We start from the raw sequence: 18274 nt of genomic DNA on the forward strand, positions 1-18274 counted from the left end.
GCCAGTATGGCATACCACTGGTAAGTAACCAGGCTGTTGAAGATCGAGAGCGCTCTCACGCATCCAACCAGGGGATTGACCTGAGAAGTGGTCTATGCCACTTTCTAACCGCTCCCATCGGACCTGACCAATTGGTCACATCCCAGCGAGAGGTGAGTCGTGTCGCGCTCCGCTGCCTTACTCGTCCTGGCGCTCACGTTGTCCGCCTGCGGTTCGTCCGCGGGCGGAGGTGAGAAGCAGGAGATCACCGTGTGGCTCATGAAGGACACGGCCACCGAGGAGTTCGTGTCGAAGTTCGAGAGCGAGTTCGAACGCGATCACGCCGACCTCGACCTGAAGATCCAGATCCAGGAGTGGAACGGCATCACGCAGAAGGTGACCAGTGCCCTGGCCAGCACTGATCCGCCCGACGTGATCGAGGTCGGCAACACCCAGGTCGCCCAGTACGTGGCCAGCAAGGGTGTCACCGACCTGTCCGCCAAGAAGGCCGAACTGCAGGGCGACGACTGGATCCCGGGCTTGAGCGAGCCCGGTTCGGTGGACGGCAAGCAGTTCGGGATCCCGTTCTACGCGGCCAACCGAGTCGTGATCTACCGCAAGGACCTGTTCGAGGCGGCCCAGGTCACGCCCCCGAAGACGCGCGAGGAGTGGCTCGCCGCCACCGCGAAGCTCGACCAGGGCGACCAGCAGGGCATCTACCTGCCCGGCCAGAACTGGTACACGCTGTCCGGGTTCGTCTGGGACGAGGGCGGCGACCTGGCGCAGCAGGACGGCGACCGGTGGAAGGGCTCGCTCAACACGCCGCAGGCGTTGGCGGGCATGGACTTCTACAAGCAGCTCCAGGCGCTGGGCGACGGTCCGAAGGACTCCGACGAGGCCAAGCCCCAGCAGACGGACGTCGTGGCGGGCGGCAAGGTCGCGCAGTTCATCGCGGTGCCCGGCGCGGCGAAGCTCGTCACGAAGGCCAACCCGGCGCTGGAGGGCAAGATCGGTTTCTTCCCGATCCCCGGCAAGGCGGCGGACAATCCCGGCGCGGTGTTCACCGGCGGCTCCGACCTCATCGTCCCGCTGGCGTCCCCGCGCCAGGACGGCGCGTACGAGGTCGTCAAGGCGCTCGCCGGCGAGAAGTGGCAGGTGGAGCTCGCGAAGGCGATGAACTACGTGCCGAACCGCAAGTCGCTCGCGTCCTCGGTGGGCGGTGATCCCGGCACTGCGGCGATGGCGGCCGGTGCGGCCAACGGGTTCGCCACACCGAACTCGCCGAACTGGGCCGCGGTCGAGGCCCGCAACCCGATCAAGGAGTTCCAGACCGCGGTCCTCACCGGCGCCGATCCCCGGACAGCGGCGGCGAAGGCCGACGAAGTGATCACCCAAGCCCTCAACTCCGGCAAATGACGCTCGTCGCCGAGAGGCCGGTGCAGGAGACTGCGCCGGCCCCGCCGAAGCGCCGCAAACGGCCCGTCCTGCCGTACCTCCTGATCGCGCCCACCCTGCTCACCACCGCGTACCTGCTGCTGTACCCGCTGGTCCGCAATGTGATCATCTCGCTGCAGGAGTTCGGGCTGCCGCAGCTCGTGCGCGGCGACGCGAAGTTCGTCGGTCTCGCGAACTACGTGAAGGTGCTGTCCGACCCCGAGTTCTGGGCCGTGGTCAGGCGGACGCTGTGGTTCACCGCGATCAACGTCGTGCTGATCATGGTGCTGTCCACGCTGGTCGCGCTGCTGCTCGTCCGCCTCGGCAAGGGGCTCAGGTTCCTCGTGATGGGCGGGCTCGTGCTCACCTGGGCGACGCCGATCATCGCGGCGACCACGGTGTTCCAGTGGCTCTTCCAGTCCCGGCTCGGTGTCGTGAACTGGGCGCTGGTGGCGATGGGCTTCGAGGAGTACCGCGACTACACGTGGTTCGCGGACGGCGAGGCGACGTTCGGCATCCTCGTGACGCTGATCGTCTGGCAGTCCGTCCCGTTCGCCGCGCTGTCGCTGTACGCGGCGATGATCACCGTGCCGCAGGAGCTGTACGAGGCCGCGCGCATGGACGGCGCCGGCGCGTGGCGGGTGTTCTCCACCATCACCTTCCCCATGTTGCGCGCCATGTTCGGGCTGATCACGTGTCTGGAGGTGATCTGGGTCGTCAAGGCGTTCGTGCAGATCTGGGTGATCAGCCAGGGCGGTCCCGGCCAGGCCACGACGACGCTGCCGGTCTACGCCTTCCAGGTCGCGCAGTCGTTGCAGCGCTACGACCTCGGCGCGGCCGTGTCGATGCTCATGGTGGTGCTGCTCGTGCTCGCACTGCTGGCGTACTTCCGCCAGCTCTACCGGCAGGAGCGGGAAGCATGATCGGCCGGATCTCGCGCACCACGGCGGCGCTCGTCGTGTTCGTGCTCTCGGTGTTCCCCGTCTACTGGATGGTGCTCACCGCGTTCAAGCCCACCAAGGACATCCAGAGCGCGACACCGACGTTCCTGCCCCTCCCGATCACGTTCGACCACTTCGGCACGGCGATCGCCGCGAAGGGGTTCTTCTCGTTCTGGCGCAACAGCCTCCTGGTAGCGGGCGGGGCGGTGCTCCTGGCCCTGCTGGTCGCCCTGCTGGCGGCGTTCGCGATCGCGCGGCTGCAGTGGAAGGGCCGCAGGGCGTTCGTGCTGATGGTGTTCGTCGCGCAGATGACGCCGTGGGAGGCGCTGCTCATCCCGATCTACGTGATCGCCAGGGACACCGGCATGCTCGACACGCTCTGGATCCTCACGCTCGTCTACTTCATGATGACGCTGCCGTTCACCATCGTGACGCTGCGCGGGTTCCTCGCCGCCATTCCGGCCGACCTGGAGGAGGCGGCGCAGGTCGACGGCTGCACGCGCGGCCAGGCGTTCCGCAAGGTCGTGTTCCCGCTGCTCGCGCCCGGTCTGCTGGCGACCTCGCTGTTCGGGTTCATCACCGCGTGGAACGAGTTCGCCTTCGCCAACGTGCTGATCATCAAGGACCAGGACGACCGCACGCTGCCGGTCTGGCTGTCCTCGTTCAACAACACCTTCGGCACCGACTGGGGGGCCACCATGGCCGCGTCGACGTTGTTCATGCTGCCCGTGCTGCTGATCTTCATCGTGTTGCAGGGCCGGGTCACCACCGGCATCGTCGGAGGGGCGGTGAAGGGGTGATCGTTCCACTCCCGACCAGGATCGTGCGCCGCGGCAAGGGGTTCACGCTGGACGACGCCACGAGCGTGCGCGTCACACCCGGTGCCGAACCCGCGGCGAGACTCCTGCGCGCACTCCTCAGACCCGCGACCGGACTCCCGTTGCCGATCGCCGACCAGGGCCAGGTCTTCCTCGCCCTGGACGCCAAGCTCGTCGGACTCGGCGCGGAGGGCTACGCGCTCACGGTCACCGAGCACGGCGTCCTGCTGCGAGCGGGCACGCCCAACGGCCTGGCGCACGGCGTGCAGTCCATCCGGCAGCTCCTGCCGGCACAGGCACTCCGGTCGAGCAGGGTGTCCGAAGTGGAGTGGACGCTGCCCGGCGTCGACATCCGCGACCTGCCCAGGTTGCCGTGGCGCGGGTTCATGCTCGACTTGGCCAGGCACTTCCAGCCGGTGCACGTGGTTCGCAGGTTCATCGACCTGATGGCGTTCCACAAGCTCAACCTCCTGCACCTGCACCTGACCGACGACCAGGGCTGGCGGATGCCGGTGCCCGCGCACCCGCTGCTGACCTCGATCGGCGGCTGGCGCACCGAGACCAACGGCGACGGCGTCCCGCACGGCGGCACCTACACCCGCGCCGAGCTCGAGGGGCTGGTCGCGCACGCCGCCGAACGCGGCATCCGGATCATGCCGGAGATCGAGATGCCCGGCCACGCCCGCGCCGCACTCGCCGCCTATCCCGACCTCGGCATCGCACCGGAACCGCTGTCCGTGTGGACCCGGTGGGGCATCAGCGACGCGGCGTTCGGCATGCACGCGATCGGCTTCGTCCGGGAGGTGCTGGCCGAGGTGCTGGAGGTGTTCCCGGGCGAGCACGTCCACGTCGGCGGCGACGAATGCCTGCTGCCGGAGGACGTGCACGGCCAGTTCCTCCGCCAGGCGAGCAGGTACCTGCTCGACCGGGGCCGCGTCCCGGCCGCGTGGGAACCGACCGGGGACCCCCGATCCCTCCTCATGCCGTGGAAGGACGAGACCCAGGCCGTCAAGGCACTGGACCAGGGCCAGCCCGTCGTGATGGCCCCGCACACCTCGACCTACCTCGACTACCCGCGGTCGGACGGCCCGCACGAACCGCCCGGCCAGCCCGGGTTCGTCGTGACGGACCGCGACGTCTACCACGTGCCGCTGCCCGACGGCGTGCTCGGCGCCCAGTGCCAGCTGTGGACCGAGCACGTCCGTTCCCGTGACCACCTGGAATACCTGGCATTTCCCCGTCTTGCCGCGCTGGCCGACACCCTCTGGTCCCAGCGCCCCGAGTGGGAGGGCTTCACCACCCGGATGCGCCTCCACTCGTCCAGGCTCGCCGCCCTGTCCGTCCCTGCCGAAATGAGGAGAGAACGTTGCGAGCACTCCTAGCCGCGTCCTGCGCGGCGCTGGCGGTGGCCGCGCTGGCCGTCGCACCGAACGCGTTCGCCGCCGACGCGATCACCGCCCAGTACCGGACCAGCGCGTCCGGTGCGACGACCGACCAGGCCGAACCGTGGTTCAAGCTGGTCAACTCGGGCAGCACGAGCGTGCCGCTGTCCGACCTGAAGATCCGCTACTACTTCAAGAGCGACACCCCCGACGTCGGCTACCGGTTCGCCTGCTCGTGGGCCGTGCGCGGCTGCGGCAACGTGACCGGCCAGTTCGGCACCCTGACCGGCGGCCCGGCCGACCGCTACCTGGAGGTCGGTTTCACCTCCGGTGCGGGCACGCTGAACGCCGGCGGCGACTCCGGTGACCTGCAACTCCGCTTCTACCGCACCAACTGGGGCCCCATCACGCAGACCGACGACTACTCGTTCCGCAACCAGAGCTCCTACTCGGCGTGGAACAACGTCACGGTCCACCGCGGCAGCACGCTGCTGTGGGGCACCCCGCCCGGTGGCAGCCCGCCCACCACCACGACGACCACGACGGCGCCTAACCCCAACGGCCCCAAGCTGTTCGACGACTTCGCCTACAACAACTCGAGCGACTCGCGGATCGGCCAGCGCGGCTGGACCGTCCGCTCGGGCGGTGGCGGTCCCGGTGTGCCGGGCGCGACCTGGGACCCGTCGCGCATCACGTTCCCGACCGTCGACGGCCAGAAGGTCATGCGGCTCGACTCGTGGAACAACGGCTCCGCCGCAAGGCAGACCGAGCTGTACCACCAGCGCAAGTTCTTCGAGGGCACCTACGCCTCCAGGGTGAAGTTCAGCGACGCGCCGGTCTTCGGCCCGGACGGCGACCACGTCGTGCAGACGTTCTTCACCATCACCCCGCTCGACGCTCCGATGGCGCCGAACTACGGCGAGATCGACTTCGAGTACCTGCCCAACGGCGGCTGGGGTGAGTCGGCCAACGTGATGTACGAGACCACCTGGGAGACCTACCAGAACGAACCGTGGCTCGCCGACAACATCCACAACGTACAGCGGCAGAGCTACAACGGCTGGCACGACCTCGTCTTCCAGGTCGCGAACGGCCGGGTGAAGTACTACATCGACGGCAACCTGGTCGCCGACCACGGCGACAAGTACTACCCGGAGACGCCGATGTCGATCAACTTCAACCTGTGGTTCATCTCGGGCGGCCTGCAGGGCGGCAGTGCCGAGCGGGCCTACCAGCAGGAGGTCGACTACGTGTACTTCGCCAAGGACCAGGTGCTGAGCCCGGCCCAGGTGAAGACCGCGGTGCAGGACTACCGCAACGCGGGCGTCACGCACACCGACAACGTCTGACCCACCGGCGGGTCCCGTGCGCACCTGCCCGGGGCCCGCCGCTGTCCAGGACACCTGACAACTATTTTTCGCGGCTGGCCGCACCTGACGTCACCCTGCCCAGGCAACTTCGCCCTGCCCACGACGACAACGCGCGACTGAGCCTGGGTTTGACGAGGGCCGCGACCGGCCGATCCGGAGGGGGATCGCCGGTACCTGGGGGTGCCGGCGCTGGGGAAAGGGGCGGCTCTCGTGTCGCGAGGCGGGGAACAGGCGCTGATCGTGGTCGGTCTGATCGTGCTCGGGTTGGTGGTGGGTGCCACCACGGCCTCGCTCGGGATCGAAAAGCCGTGGACCTACGTGGTCATGGCGGTTGTCACGATCATCGTGGTGCCACCGGTGATCAGGTACCGGTTGCGGAACCGCAGCTGACCGTCTCGCCGGGCTTCCCGGTCGCGGACACCGTCTTCATAGGACAGACGGTCGCTCACTTCAGCAGCAGGCGGACCGTGAGCTCGAGGCGGTTCGCGACGTCCGTGGCTGTGGCGCGGCGCGTGACCCAGGCGACCAGGTTCGACAGCCACACGTCGCCGATCACGCGGGCGATGGCCTTCTGCTCCTCGGTCGGCGCGTCGTCGCTCATCGCCTTGGTGAACATGCTCTCCATGAGCAGCGAGACCCGGTCGATCTCGGCGCCCGCGGAGGCGTCGGCGAAGGTGAACGCGCGCGTCATCGCCTCGGTGAGGTGCGGGTTGCGCTGCAGGCCCCTGGTGATGCGGCCGAGCACGAACAGCACGCGCTCGTACGGCGAATCGCCGGGAACGGTGGTGCGGTCCATCTTCTCCTGGGCGCGCTCGAGCTCCACCGCGAGGCTCGACACGAGCAGGTGGACCTTCGAGGGGAAGTAGCGGTACAACGTGCCCAGCGCGACGTCCGCCCGGTCGGCCACCGCGCGCATCTGGACGGCGTCGAACCCGCCCTTGGACGCCAGCGCGATGGTCGCGTCGACGATCCGCTTGCGACGCTCGCGCTGGGCCGCCGAGCTGAGCTCGTCGCCCGCCATGAGCGCGTCCGTGCGCGACTTCGAAGGTGACACGGAGATGATCCTCCTGGAACGTGTTGCAGCTGCGTTCGCATCATACTCGATCGGTTTGGCGGCCATGATCTGTTGCCGGAAATAGAACACGTTCTATAAACTTCTTCACGTACTGGAGGAGGCCGCATGCCGATCGCCACGACCGGGGAACAACGCGCCCTGCGCGACAGCGTGGACGCCGCCAAGGGTGAGTGGGCGGATCTCGTCGAGGTCGGGTTCTTCGAGGTGACGCGGGAGGGCGGCACGGTCGCCGATCTCGCGGTGATGCTGGAGCGGGCGGCCGAGAACCTGGTGCCGGGGCCGTTGCTGCCCACGGCGCTGGTGTCGGTGCTGTTCCCGGACTTCGAGGGGGTCGCCGGGTTCGGGTTCTCGTCCCACCACGTGGTCGGTGCCGCCGAAGCGACGCACCTGTTGCTCAAAACGGACAACTGGATGCTCGTGCCCGCAGCCCAGGTGAGCGTCACCCCGCTGGAAGCCGTGGACCACTCACGTTCGCTCGGGTCGGTGGTGGTCGGTGAGCCGGGTGAGGCGGTGGCCGACCCGACCGATCTCGCGGTGACGCTGATGGCCGCCGAGGCGAGCGGAGTCGCCGCGTGGTGCCTGAACACCGCTGTGGAGTACGCGAAGCAGCGTCAGCAGTTCGGGCGTGTCATCGGGTCGTTCCAGGCCGTGAAGCACCTCTGCGTGGAGATGCTGTGCCGCGCGGAGCAGGCGTCGTCGGTCGCCTGGGACGCCGCCCGGTCGGTCGGTGACGACGAGCACCCGCTGGCGGCCGCGGTGGCGGGTGCCGTCGCGTTCGACGCGGCGGTCCGCAACGCCAAGGACTGCATCCAGGTGCTGGGCGGCATCGGGTTCACCTGGGAGCACGACGCGCACCGCTACCTGCGCCGGGCCTTGGCGCTGCAGCAGCTCGCGGGCGGTGCCGCGCGGTGGCGCCGGCGTGTCGCGGAACTGGCGCTGGCCGGGGCACGGCGGTCGCTCGCCGTCCAGGTCGAGTCCGATCCGGACGTGCGCGGGTTCGCGGAGGAGATCGCCGGACTGGACCCCGCCGCTCAACGGGAACGGCTGGCGAGCAGCGGGTTCCTGGTGCCGCACTGGCCGAGGCCGTACGGGCAGGACGCCGGCCAGGCACGGCAGCTGGTGATCGACAGCGAGTTCGCCCGCGCCGGGGTGCGCAGGCCGGACCTGGTCATCGGCGGCTGGGCGGGGCCGACGATCCTCCGCCACGGAACGCCCGAGCAGCAGGAACGGTTCGTGCCACCCACACTGAGCGGCGAGCTGACCTGGTGCCAGCTGTTCAGCGAACCCGAGGCCGGCTCGGACCTGGCGTCGTTGCGCACCAAGGCTCTCAAGACCGACGGCGGCTGGAAGCTCACCGGGCAGAAGGTCTGGACGTCGCTCGCGCACCAGGCCGACTGGGCGATCTGCCTGGCCCGCACGGATTCGAGCGTGCCGAAGCACAAGGGCATCACGTACTTCCTGGTCGACATGCGGTCTGAGGGCATCGACGTCCGGCCGTTGCGGGAGATCACCGGCGACGCGCGGTTCAACGAGGTCTTCCTCGACGACGTGTTCGTGCCGGACGACTGCGTGGTCGGCGCGGTGAACGACGGCTGGCGGCTCGCCCGCACGACCCTCGCGAACGAACGCGTCGCGATGGGGTCGTCGCTCGGTGAGCCTCTCGAACGGGCTATCGAGTCCCCGGCCGCTCCTGACCACGCGGAACGGCTGGGAGCGTTGGTGGCGCAGGGACTCGCGGTGTCGGTGCTGGACCTGCGGGCGAGCCTGCGGGTGTTGAGCGGGCAGGGGCCGGGCGCGGAGTCCAGCGTGCGCAAGCTCGCCGGGGTGCGGCAGCGGCAGGACGTCGCCGAGTTCGCGGTCGACCTGCTCGGCCCGGACGCCGCCGTGGACAGCGAGTTGATCCATGAGTTCCTGCTGACCCGGTGCCTGAGCATCGCGGGCGGGACGACGCAAGTGCTGATGAACCTGGCTGGTGAACGCATTCTCGGTCTACCGAGGGAGCTTTGATGGACTTCGAGCTCGACGAGACCCAGCGGGAGATCGCCGCACTGGCGGCCGACGTGCTGGGCAGGGAGAGCGCCACCCCCTGGAAGGCGCTGGGGGAGGCGGGACTGCTGGCTCTGGCCGTTCCGGAACGGCTCGGTGGTGACGGGTTCGGCGTGCTGGAGACGGCCGTGCTGCTCACCGAGGTCGGCCGCCGGGCGGTCGACGTGCCGGCACTGGCCACGCTCGCACTGGGCGTGCTGCCGATCGTGCGGTACGGAACGCCGGCGCAGCAGGATGCGTTGCTGCCGCTGGTGACCGAACAGCACGGCGTGCTGACGGCGGCACTGAGCGAGCCGTCGCGACCCCTTCCGGCAGCACCCGCCACCACAGCAGGTCCGGACGGCATCTTCGGCGTCAAGATCAACGTGCCGTACGCGGCCGAGGCTTCCAGGATCCTGGTCAGCACGGACAACGGCGTCTTCGTCGTCGATCCAGCACAACCCGGCGTGTCCACATCGGACGCAACCGTGCGTCTCGACGGCGCCCGCGGTGAGCTGCTGGAGGGAGCGGCAGACGGCATCCGCCGGTTCGCGCTGGCCGGAGCCTGCGCGGTGGCGGACGGCGTCCTGGCCGGTGCCCTCGACCTCACGGTGAAGCACGTCGGCACCCGCCACCAGTTCGGCAAGCCACTGGCCACCTTCCAAGCCGCCGCGTTGCTGGTCGCGGACGTCTACATCGCCTCGCGCACCCTGCACCTCGCCGCGCTGACCGCCGCGTGGAGCCTCGACGACCACGACCTCGACACGGCTGCCTACTGGCTCGCGGCGGAAACCCTGCCCGCCGTGCACACCTGCCACCACCTGCACGGCGGTCTCGGGCTCGACATCACCTACCCGATGCACCGCTACTACGGCATGGCCAAGGAGCTGACGCGGTTCGTCGGCGGAGTGGAGCACCGCTTGGGAGCCATCGATGTTCATTGACCTCACCGCGGAGCAACGCAAGCTGCGCGACGAGCTCCGCGAGTACTTCGCGACAGTCATGTCCGACGCCGAACGCGAGGCGATGCTCACCGAACGGCACGGCGAGACCTATCGCGAGCTGGTCAGAAGACTCGGCCGTGACGGCAGGCTCGGCGTCGGCTGGCCGGAGGAGTACGGCGGCCTGGGGTTCGGGCCGGTCGAGCAGCAGATCTTCGTCAACGAGGCCGCCCGCGCGGACGTCCCGCTGCCGTACGTGACGCTGCAGACCGTCGGCCCGACGCTGCAGAAGTACGGAACCCAGGAGCAGAAGGACTTCTTCCTCCCGAAGATCCTCAGCGGCGACCTGCACTTCGCCATCGGCTACACCGAGCCGGACGCGGGCACGGACCTGGCCGCGTTGCGCACCAAGGCCGTCCGCGAAGACGACCACTACGTCGTCAACGGGCAGAAGACGTTCACGACCGGCGGCCACGACGCGGACTACGTGTGGCTGGCCTGCCGCACCGGAGCTCCGGACTCGCGGCACAGGGGCATCACGATCCTGATCGTCGACACCACCGACCCCGGCTACTCGTGGACGCCGATCATCACCTGCGACGGTGCCCATCACGTCAACGCCACCTACTACAACGACGTCCGCGTGCCCGAGTCCCGCCGGGTCGGCGAGGAGAACAAGGGCTGGCGGCTGATCACCACTCAGCTCAACCACGAACGCGTGATGCTCGGCCCGTCCGGCCGGCTCGGCGCGCTGGTCGAGCGGGTCCACGGCTGGGCGTCGGAACGTCAGCTCCTCGACGAACCGGACGTGCGGCGGGCGCTGGCCGAGGCGCGGGCGGTCCACCGCGTGAACGAGCTGCTGAACTGGCAGGTCGCCAGCGGTGAGGTCGAGGTCGCGGACGCTTCGGCGACGAAGGTGTTCGCCGCCGACCGGACCCAGCACATCGGCCGGTTGCTGGACGAGCTGGTCGGCCGGCACGGCGCTCCAGCCGAACTGACGAAGTGGCTGGACGTCCAGGCACGGCGCAACCTCGTGCTGACGTTCGGCGGGGGAGTGCAGGAGATCCAGCGCGAACTGATCGCCAACATCGGGCTCGGTCTGCCGCGGGTGGTGCGATGATCGACATCGAGAAGGAAGCGGCCCGCATCGCGGAACAGGGCGAAAGCGCACCGCGGCTGGCGCGTGACCCGGTCAACCTGCCGATGATCAACAACTGGCTGGAGGCCATCGGCGACGAACACCCCGGCTACACCGAGGTCGCGCCGCCCGCGATGGTCCAGGTGTGGACGATGGCCGGGCTGCACGGCCAACGCACCCTCGACGATCCGCTCGGCGCGATGATGACCATCCTGGACGAGGCCGGCTACACGTCGGTCGTCGCCACGAACAGCGACCAGACCTATCATCGGTACCTCAAGGTCGGCGAGCACCTGTCGGTGACGACGAGCCTGGAAGATGTGACCGGGCCGAAGAGGACCGGGCTGGGCGAAGGCTGGTTCGTGACGACCCGCAGCACCTGGTGGGTCGGGGACGAGGCCGTCGCCGAGATGCGGTTCCGGGTGCTGAAGTTCAAGCCCGCGCGGAAGCCCGACCCGAAGCCGGAAACTCCGAAGCCGCAGGCCATCCGGCCGTCCGTCAACCGCGACACCGAGTACTTCTGGGAAGGCACCCGGCTGGGCGAGCTGCGCATCCAACGGTGTGGCGGCTGCGGCCTGCTGCGCCACCCACCAGGCCCGATGTGTCCGGAATGCGGTGCCATCAAGCCGAAGTACCTCGTGTCGGAGGGTTACGGCGTGGTCTACAGCTACGTCGTGCACCACCACCCGCAGGTGCCGGGCAAGCAGACCCCGTTCGTCATCGCCCTGGTCGAACTGGACGAGGGCGTGCGGATGCTGGGCGAACTGGACGGCGAGCCCAGCGTCGGACTCCCGGTCGAGGTCGTCTTCACCAAGGTCGACGACGAGCTGACGATGCCCAGCTGGAGGCCCCGTGCGGATCGGTGATTCCCTGCCCGAGTGGCACGTCGAGGCCACCCCGACGTTCGTGATCAGCACCGCGCTGGCCACCCGCGACTTCCAGGACGTGCACCACGACCGCGACCTGGCGGTCCAGCGCGGGTCGAAGGACATCTTCATCAACATCCTCACCACCACCGGTCTGGTGCAGCGCTACGTCACGGACTGGGCGGGCCCGGAGGCGTTGGTGCGCCAGGTGAACATCAAGCTCGGCGCGCCCTGCTTCGCCTACGACACGCTGAAGTTCTTCGGCCAGATCGTCGAACGCGAGCAGCAGGACCTGACCATCGAGGTCGTCGGCCGGACCGCGCACGGCGACCACGTCACCGGAACCGTGAAGATCGAGGTGCCCGCGTGAACGCCGCGATCGTCGGCATCGGCGCGACCGACTTCTCCAAGGACTCCGGCCGCAGCGAGCTCCAGCTCGCCGTCGAGGCCGTCAGGGCCGCCCTCGACGACGCCGGCCTCGAACCGTCCGATGTGGACGGCCTGGTCAGCTTCACCATGGACACCAACGCCGAGATCGCCGTCGCGCGCGAGCTGGGCATCCCGGAGCTGACGTTCTTCAGCCGCGTGCATTATGGCGGCGGGGCGGCGTGCGCGACGGTCCAGCAGGCCGCGATGGCCGTCGAGACCGGCGCGGCGAAGGTCGTCGTCTGCTACCGGGCGTTCAACGAACGCTCCGGGCACCGGTTCGGGCAGGTCCAGACGGCGGCCGCGGCCAACATCGACAACAGCTGGTCGTACCCGATGGGCCTGGGCACACCGGCCGCCATGGTCGCCATGTTCGCCCGCCGGTACATGCACGAGTACGGCGCCACGAGCGAGGACTTCGGCCGGATCGCGGTGATCGACCGCAAGCACGCCGCCACGAACCCGCACGCGTGGTTCCACGAACGGCCGATCACCCTGGACGACCACCAGTCGTCGCGCTGGATCGCCGAACCGCTGCGGCTCCTGGACTGCTGCCAGGAGAGCGACGGCGGCGTGGCGCTGGTCGTCACTTCGGCGGAACGAGCCCGCGACCTGCCGAACAGGCCCGCGCACGTCAGGGCGGCGACGCAGGGCAGCGGGGTGGACCAGTTCACGATGACCAGCTACTACCGCGACGACCTGACCCGGTTGCCCGAAATGGGCGTGGTGGCGAGGGGACTGTGGGAAAAGTCGGGCATCGGTCCGTCCGATGTGGACGTCGCCGTGCTCTACGACCACTTCACGCCGTTCGTCCTGGTCCAACTCGAAGAGCTGGGCTTCTGCGGGCGGGGTGAGGCCAAGGACTTCGTCGCGTCCGGTGCGCTCGAGCTGGACGGAACGCTCCCGCTCAACCCGCACGGCGGCCAGCTCGGCGAGGCCTACCTGCACGGCATGAACGGCATCGCCGAGGGAGTGCGCCAGATCCGCGGCACCGCGGTGAACCAGGTCGCCGGCGTCGAGCACGTCCTGGTCACCGCCGGCACCGGCGTCCCGACCAGCGGCCTAGTCCTGGGCCAGGGTTAACACCGCGTCGGCGAGAACGGGACGGTCCCCGGCGGACGTCGTCAGCACCAGCCGCGGACCGTCCCGCCACACCCGCGTGGTCAGCGTCTCGCCGGGGAACACCACGCCCGCGAACTTCACCCCGAACGACGCCACCTGCTCCGGCCCGTCCAGCACGGCGTCTACCACCGCCCGGCACACCACGCCGTACGTGCACAGCCCGTGCAGGATCGGGGCGTCGAACCCGGCCCGTTGCGCGAACTCGGGGTCGGCGTGCAGCGGATTGCGATCACCGCACAGCCGGTACAGGTAGGCCTGCTGCGGCAGGGTCGGTGTCTCGATCACGAAGTCCGGCTCGCGGTCGGGCACCTCCACCTTGCCCGACGGCCCCCGGTCACCGCCGAACCCGCCCTCGCCACGGGCGAAGATGCTGGACCGGGTCGTGTAGAGCGCGGTGCCGCCGGGCGTCACGGCCGTCGACTCCTGCACGATGACCGCGGCTTTGCCCTTGTCCCACACGTCCGCGATCCGCGTCCGCAGCACGGCCTCACCCTCGGCGGGCAGCGGCGCGTGCACGGCGATCTCCTGCGTGCCGTGCAGAACTCTGGCCAGGTCGATGTCGACACCGGGGAACGACACGGCGGGCGGCGCGGTCTCGTGGAAGCGCGGTGCCACCACCCCGAACGTCGGCAGCACCCGCAGGCCCTGCTCGTAGACGTAACGGAGTTCGGTGGCCCCCAGCGCCAGGTGGTAGAGCAGCACGTCGGACTCGGTCCAGGAGAACTTGACCTCGGGAAGCTCCGCCCCGACGGCGACGGAAGGATCGATCGGCATCAGGCGCCCCTCACTCGTAGGTGATCTTCACGGTGTCGGTGACCGGAACCGACTGGCACGCCAGCACGATGCCCTCGGCGATGTCCTCGGAGTCGAGCACGTCGTTGTTGAGCATCTTGACCTCGCCCTCGACCAGCCGGCACGCGCACGCGCTGCACGCACCCTCGCGGCACGAGTAAGGCGCGTCGAGTCCTTTCTCCAGCAACAGGTCGAGCAGCTTCGTCCGCGCGGGCCACGGAAACCGGTGCCGTTCACCGTCCAGCTCGACCTCGACGACCGCGTCCGGCCGGTCGTCGACCACCGGGACCACGGCCGAGAACGGATCACTGGACAGCGACACGAACTTCTCGACGTGCACGACCGGCACGTCGTGCAGCGCTTTGCGCGCGGCCTCCATGAACGGTCCGGGCCCGCACACGAACGCCTCGTCGCAGTCACGGACGAACGCCCGCAGCCCCGCCACCGAAGGCAGGCCCTGCACCGATTCCAGCCAGTGCACCACGGTCAGCCGGTCCGGGTGCTGCCGAGCCAGCTCGGAGAGCTCTCGCGCGAAGATCACCGAAGCTTCGTCCCGGTTGGCGTAGACCAGGAACACCTGCCCCGAGCCCTGCGTCAGCACCGCCCGGATGATCGACATGACCGGCGTGATCCCGCTGCCCGCCGCGAACGCGAGCAACGACCCGTTCAGCGACGAAGGCGTGAACACCCCGGCCGGGGCGAGCACGTCCAGTTCCATCCCGGCGGCCAGCGACGAGCACATCCAGTGCGACCCGTACCCGTCCGGCGTCCGCTTGACCGTGATCTTCAACGGCTCGCCCGGCGCGCTGGACAGCGAGTAGCAGCGCGCCACGTCACCGGCCCGCACGGTCAGGAACTGCCCGGGTCTCACCGCGAAGTCCACACCGGACAGCACGAACGAGCGCGCGTCGGCGGTCTCCTCGATCACGGCGTCGACCCGGAGCCGGTGCACCTCAGCCATCGGCGACCTCCAGCGTTCCCTCGCGCACGGCCTTCTCGATGCTGTCGCGCAACCGCAGGCACGTCGGCACGAGCGCCGCCCGCGCACCGCACAGCTCAGGGCAGTCACGGGTGTCGGACAGCCACTGCACGCTCGTGTGCTGTGGGCTGTTCTTCTTCACCAGCACCCGGTTCCCGCAGTCGCACCCCACCGGCACCATGCCACCGGCGAGGAACTCGTCGCGCTCGCTCACGTCGCCGACTCCTGGCGCGCGAGGTTCTCCGCGACCTCCTTCTCCCACACCTCGATCGCCCGGCTCGTGTCGACCTCGAACTCGAAGCGCCGCACCATGTCGTCGCTGACGTCCTCGACATCGACGTAGAACTGCTCGTACCAGCGGCGGAGCTGGTACACCGGCCCGTCCTCCTCGCACAGCAACGGGTTGTCGATGCGCGACTTGTTCTGCCAGATCTCCACGTCCTGCAGGAACCCGACGCCGATGCCGCGCGCGAACTTCCTCGCGATCTTGTCCGCGTGCTCGTCGTCCACACCGGGCAGCTTCTTCACGATCGCGCCCCACTGGAGCTTGAACGAGGTCGGCGAGATCGGGTAGTGGCAGTTGATCAGCACCGTCTCGATCTCGATGCCCTTGTAGTCGTTCCACAGGTAGTCGATCATGTAGGACGGCCCGTGGTACGCGGCCTCGGAACGCACTTCCACGTCACCGGTGTAGTTGGAGCCCATCGCGACGTCCGGACGGCCGCGCGTCGTCAGGTACTGCGAGGCGACGTGGCCCTCCATCACGTTCTTGAAGTACGTCGGGAACGCGAAGTGGATGTAGAAGAAGTGGGCCATGTCGACGACGTTGTCGATGATCTCGCGGCAGTTCGCGTTGTCGATCACCACCGAGTCCCAGGTCCAGTTGCTCCACTCGTCGCTGAACGCCGACTCGATGCGCGGGATCGTGATGTGCTCCGGCGGCGGGTTTCCCTGCGGGTCGTTCCACACGAAGAGCTGCTTGTTCTCCTCCAGGGTGATCCACGACCGGGTGCGCGCCCTCAGCGGAACCCGCTTGGCGTAGGGGATGTCGACGCACTTGCCGTTGCCCGCCCAGCGCCAGTCGTGGAACGGGCAGGCGATGTTGTTGCCCTTGATCGTGCCCTGGGTGAGGTCGCCGCCCATGTGCCGGCAGTACCCGTCCAGGACGTTGATCTTGCCGTCCTCGGTCGCGAACACCACGAGCTTCGTGCCGAACGCCTCGATGGCGTGGGGTTTGCCGTCGCGGAAGCTGCTGGCGAGGCCCAGGCAGTGCCAGCCTCGCGCGAACCTCGCCGGAGGCGTGCCCGCGTCGATCGTCCGCACGCTGTCCTGCGTCATCGCTCTCCTCCAGAGATGTCGAGGCCGGCGAGGTACCCGAACGTCATCGCCGGTCCGAGGGTGGCTCCCGCGCCCGCGTAGGTGTGTCCCATGACCGAAGCACTGGTGTTGCCCGCCGCGTACAGGCCTTCGATCACCGAACCGTCCTCGCGCAGCACGCGCGCATGGGCGTCGGTGCGCAGGCCGCCCTTGGTGCCGAGGTCACCGGGCACGATCTTGACCGCGTAGAACGGGCCGGTGGTCAGCGGCGCGAGGTTGGGGTTCGGCTTGGTGCGCGGATCGCCGTAGTAGCGGTCGTACGCGCTGTCGCCCCGGTGGAAGTCGGCGTCCTTGCCGTCCACGGCCAGTGTGTTGAACCGCCGGACGGTCTCGGTCAGCTCCGGCAGGCCGGCCTCCTGGGCGAGTTCCTCCAGGCTGGGCGCGGTGAGCACGGTGTCCTTCCAGCGCCGGGGGAGCGGGCGCCGGGGCGGGATGCCGCAGAACGGGTAGCGGCCGCGGTAGGAGTGGTCGAAGACGAGCCAGGTGTCACCGGTCATGGCGTTGACCACGTCGATGTAGGGCGCGGCCTCGTTCACGAACCGGCGGCCGGTCTTGTCGACCAGCACGCAGCCGGGCAGGGACCGCTCCGCGAGCAGGAAGAACGGGCCGCGCGGCAGCGGGACCGACGGGCCCCACCAGGCGTCGTCCATCAGTCCGACGGCGGCGCCGGCCCGTTGCCCGGCCTCGATGCCGTCGCCGGTGTTCGCCTTGGCGCCGACCGTCCACTCCGTACCCATGTCCTGATGTTGCTTGCGCATCCGTTCGTTGTTCTCGAACCCGCCGGACGCCAGCACCACGTGCTTCGCCAGGATCACCTTGTCGCCGACCAGAACTCCGGCCACACGACCGTTCTCGTGGTGCAGGTCGGTCATCGCGGTGTTGAGCCTGACCTCGACGTCCAGCGCCTTGAGCCCGGCCCGCAGGCCCGCCGTCAGTGCCTGGCCCATGGTGAGGCGGCGGCCCGGCAGGAACCGGCGCGCGAAGACCTTGGCGGCGGTGAGGACGCCGCGCGGATGCCTGCCGATCAGGGTCAGCCACCGGTAGTCGGTCTGGGTGATCACGATGCCCGCGGGCGTCGGCACGTAAGGCGGTTCGAGGTCCTTGATCTCCTCGCCCAGCAGCGATGCGGTGAACGGCAGCGGTTCGACCGAGCGGCCGCGCGGCTGCCCTCCCGGCGCTTCCGGGTAGTAGTCGGAGTACTCGCGCACCCAGCGGAACTTCAGCGGCGTGTGGGCGCAGACGAACGCCAGCATGGCCGGTCCGGCTTCCAGGAACGCCTCCCGCAGCTCCTCCGGTACGTCCGGAGCGATGTGCGCCAGGTAGGTGCTCGCTCGTTCCGGGGAGTCGGGCACGCCGTTGGCGGCGACCACGGCGTTGTTCGGCACCCAGATGCCTCCGCCCGACCGCGCGGTCGAGCCGCCGTAGTGCGCGGCCTTCTCGATGATCAGGGTCCGCAGGCCGTTCCGAGCGGTGCAGAGCGCGGCTGTCATGCCCGCCGCGCCGCTGCCGACGACGATCACGTCGTACATCACACCTCCACGGGGCTCAGACTAGAACAGGTTATAGTTCTGAGGCGGTTTGGCGCTATGGTGTAGGAGTTCCAGGCAAG

General features: G+C 69.0%; 18 protein-coding genes. 12 read left to right on the forward strand and 6 right to left on the reverse strand.

Annotated features, from left to right (window positions below; translation table 11 throughout):
* Positions 1 to 159: 159 nt before the first annotated feature.
* The 6 genes from LX88_RS20795 to LX88_RS20820 all read left to right on the forward strand — a co-directional run bounded on the left by LX88_RS20795 (position 160) and on the right by LX88_RS20820 (position 6314).
* Positions 160 to 1395 carry an extracellular solute-binding protein gene (locus LX88_RS20795; protein WP_258949448.1) on the forward strand — a complete coding sequence of 412 codons (1236 nt, stop codon included), beginning with the start codon at positions 160 to 162 and terminating at the stop codon, positions 1393 to 1395.
* A complete protein-coding gene (locus LX88_RS20800; RefSeq protein WP_258949449.1) occupies positions 1392 to 2336 on the forward strand; it encodes a carbohydrate ABC transporter permease in 945 nt (314 codons plus the stop codon). Before LX88_RS20795 ends, LX88_RS20800 begins: the two co-directional genes overlap by 4 nt.
* Positions 2333 to 3154, forward strand: a complete 822-nt coding sequence (locus tag LX88_RS20805) for a carbohydrate ABC transporter permease (RefSeq protein ID WP_090063352.1) — start codon at positions 2333 to 2335, stop codon at positions 3152 to 3154. The genes LX88_RS20800 and LX88_RS20805 overlap by 4 nt, the downstream gene beginning before the upstream one ends.
* On the forward strand, positions 3151 to 4554 hold the full coding sequence (locus tag LX88_RS20810; protein ID WP_258949450.1) for a beta-N-acetylhexosaminidase: 1404 nt from the start codon (positions 3151 to 3153) through the stop codon (positions 4552 to 4554). Before LX88_RS20805 ends, LX88_RS20810 begins: the two co-directional genes overlap by 4 nt.
* A complete protein-coding gene (locus LX88_RS20815) occupies positions 4539 to 5903 on the forward strand; it encodes a cellulose binding domain-containing protein (RefSeq protein WP_258949451.1) in 1365 nt (454 codons plus the stop codon). The genes LX88_RS20810 and LX88_RS20815 overlap by 16 nt, the downstream gene beginning before the upstream one ends.
* A 231-nt stretch (positions 5904 to 6134) precedes the next feature.
* Positions 6135 to 6314: a hypothetical protein gene (locus LX88_RS20820; RefSeq protein WP_258949452.1), complete on the forward strand. Its 180-nt coding sequence runs from the start codon at positions 6135 to 6137 to the stop codon at positions 6312 to 6314.
* A 55-nt stretch (positions 6315 to 6369) separates the two neighbouring features.
* Here LX88_RS20820 and kstR read toward each other — a convergent pair whose 3' ends face one another.
* Positions 6370 to 6945: a cholesterol catabolism transcriptional regulator KstR gene (gene kstR / locus LX88_RS20825; RefSeq protein WP_245983567.1), complete on the reverse strand. Its 576-nt coding sequence runs from the start codon at positions 6943 to 6945 to the stop codon at positions 6370 to 6372.
* Positions 6946 to 7104: 159 nt separating this feature from the next.
* Here kstR and LX88_RS20830 point away from each other — a divergent pair, with 159 nt between their 5' ends.
* From LX88_RS20830 to LX88_RS20855, 6 genes are read left to right on the forward strand one after another with little or no spacing between them, the layout of a single operon-like run.
* Entirely contained in the window at positions 7105 to 9006 is a 1902-nt protein-coding gene (locus LX88_RS20830; protein WP_258949453.1) for an acyl-CoA dehydrogenase family protein, read from the forward strand.
* On the forward strand, positions 9006 to 9968 hold the full coding sequence (locus LX88_RS20835) for an acyl-CoA dehydrogenase family protein (RefSeq protein ID WP_258949454.1): 963 nt from the start codon (positions 9006 to 9008) through the stop codon (positions 9966 to 9968). Before LX88_RS20830 ends, LX88_RS20835 begins: the two co-directional genes overlap by 1 nt.
* On the forward strand, positions 9958 to 11085 hold the full coding sequence (locus LX88_RS20840) for an acyl-CoA dehydrogenase family protein (RefSeq protein WP_258949455.1): 1128 nt from the start codon (positions 9958 to 9960) through the stop codon (positions 11083 to 11085). Before LX88_RS20835 ends, LX88_RS20840 begins: the two co-directional genes overlap by 11 nt.
* Positions 11085 to 11969, forward strand: coding sequence for a bifunctional MaoC family dehydratase N-terminal/OB-fold nucleic acid binding domain-containing protein (locus LX88_RS20845; RefSeq protein ID WP_308203454.1), 885 nt, complete (start codon positions 11085 to 11087; stop codon positions 11967 to 11969). The genes LX88_RS20840 and LX88_RS20845 overlap by 1 nt, the downstream gene beginning before the upstream one ends.
* Positions 11956 to 12339, forward strand: a complete 384-nt coding sequence (locus LX88_RS20850; protein WP_258949457.1) for a MaoC family dehydratase — start codon at positions 11956 to 11958, stop codon at positions 12337 to 12339. Before LX88_RS20845 ends, LX88_RS20850 begins: the two co-directional genes overlap by 14 nt.
* Positions 12336 to 13478 (forward strand): lipid-transfer protein, encoded by a 1143-nt coding sequence (locus tag LX88_RS20855; protein ID WP_258949458.1) that lies wholly within the window; start codon positions 12336 to 12338, stop codon positions 13476 to 13478. The genes LX88_RS20850 and LX88_RS20855 overlap by 4 nt, the downstream gene beginning before the upstream one ends.
* Here LX88_RS20855 and chsH3 read toward each other — a convergent pair.
* Genes chsH3 through LX88_RS20880 form a run of 5 tightly spaced genes read right to left on the reverse strand, consistent with a single transcriptional unit; the run spans position 13458 to position 18194 of the window.
* Positions 13458 to 14291, reverse strand: coding sequence for an enoyl-CoA hydratase ChsH3 (gene chsH3, locus LX88_RS20860; RefSeq protein WP_258949459.1), 834 nt, complete (start codon positions 14289 to 14291; stop codon positions 13458 to 13460). The two genes, LX88_RS20855 and chsH3, sit on opposite strands and share 21 nt — an antisense overlap.
* 10 nt (positions 14292 to 14301) lie before the next feature.
* Positions 14302 to 15270 carry a ferredoxin--NADP reductase gene (locus tag LX88_RS20865; protein ID WP_258949460.1) on the reverse strand — a complete coding sequence of 323 codons (969 nt, stop codon included), beginning with the start codon at positions 15268 to 15270 and terminating at the stop codon, positions 14302 to 14304.
* Entirely contained in the window at positions 15263 to 15502 is a 240-nt protein-coding gene (locus tag LX88_RS20870; protein ID WP_030481678.1) for a hypothetical protein, read from the reverse strand. Before LX88_RS20870 ends, LX88_RS20865 begins: the two co-directional genes overlap by 8 nt.
* A complete protein-coding gene (locus LX88_RS20875; protein ID WP_090063329.1) occupies positions 15499 to 16626 on the reverse strand; it encodes a 3-ketosteroid-9-alpha-monooxygenase, oxygenase component in 1128 nt (375 codons plus the stop codon). Before LX88_RS20875 ends, LX88_RS20870 begins: the two co-directional genes overlap by 4 nt.
* On the reverse strand, positions 16623 to 18194 hold the full coding sequence (locus LX88_RS20880; RefSeq protein WP_258949461.1) for an FAD-dependent oxidoreductase: 1572 nt from the start codon (positions 18192 to 18194) through the stop codon (positions 16623 to 16625). Before LX88_RS20880 ends, LX88_RS20875 begins: the two co-directional genes overlap by 4 nt.
* Between the last annotated feature and the right edge of the window lie 80 nt (positions 18195 to 18274).

The sequence above is a fragment of the Lentzea californiensis genome, assembly GCF_024648825.1.
In the GTDB taxonomy this organism is placed as follows: domain Bacteria; phylum Actinomycetota; class Actinomycetes; order Mycobacteriales; family Pseudonocardiaceae; genus Lentzea; species Lentzea californiensis.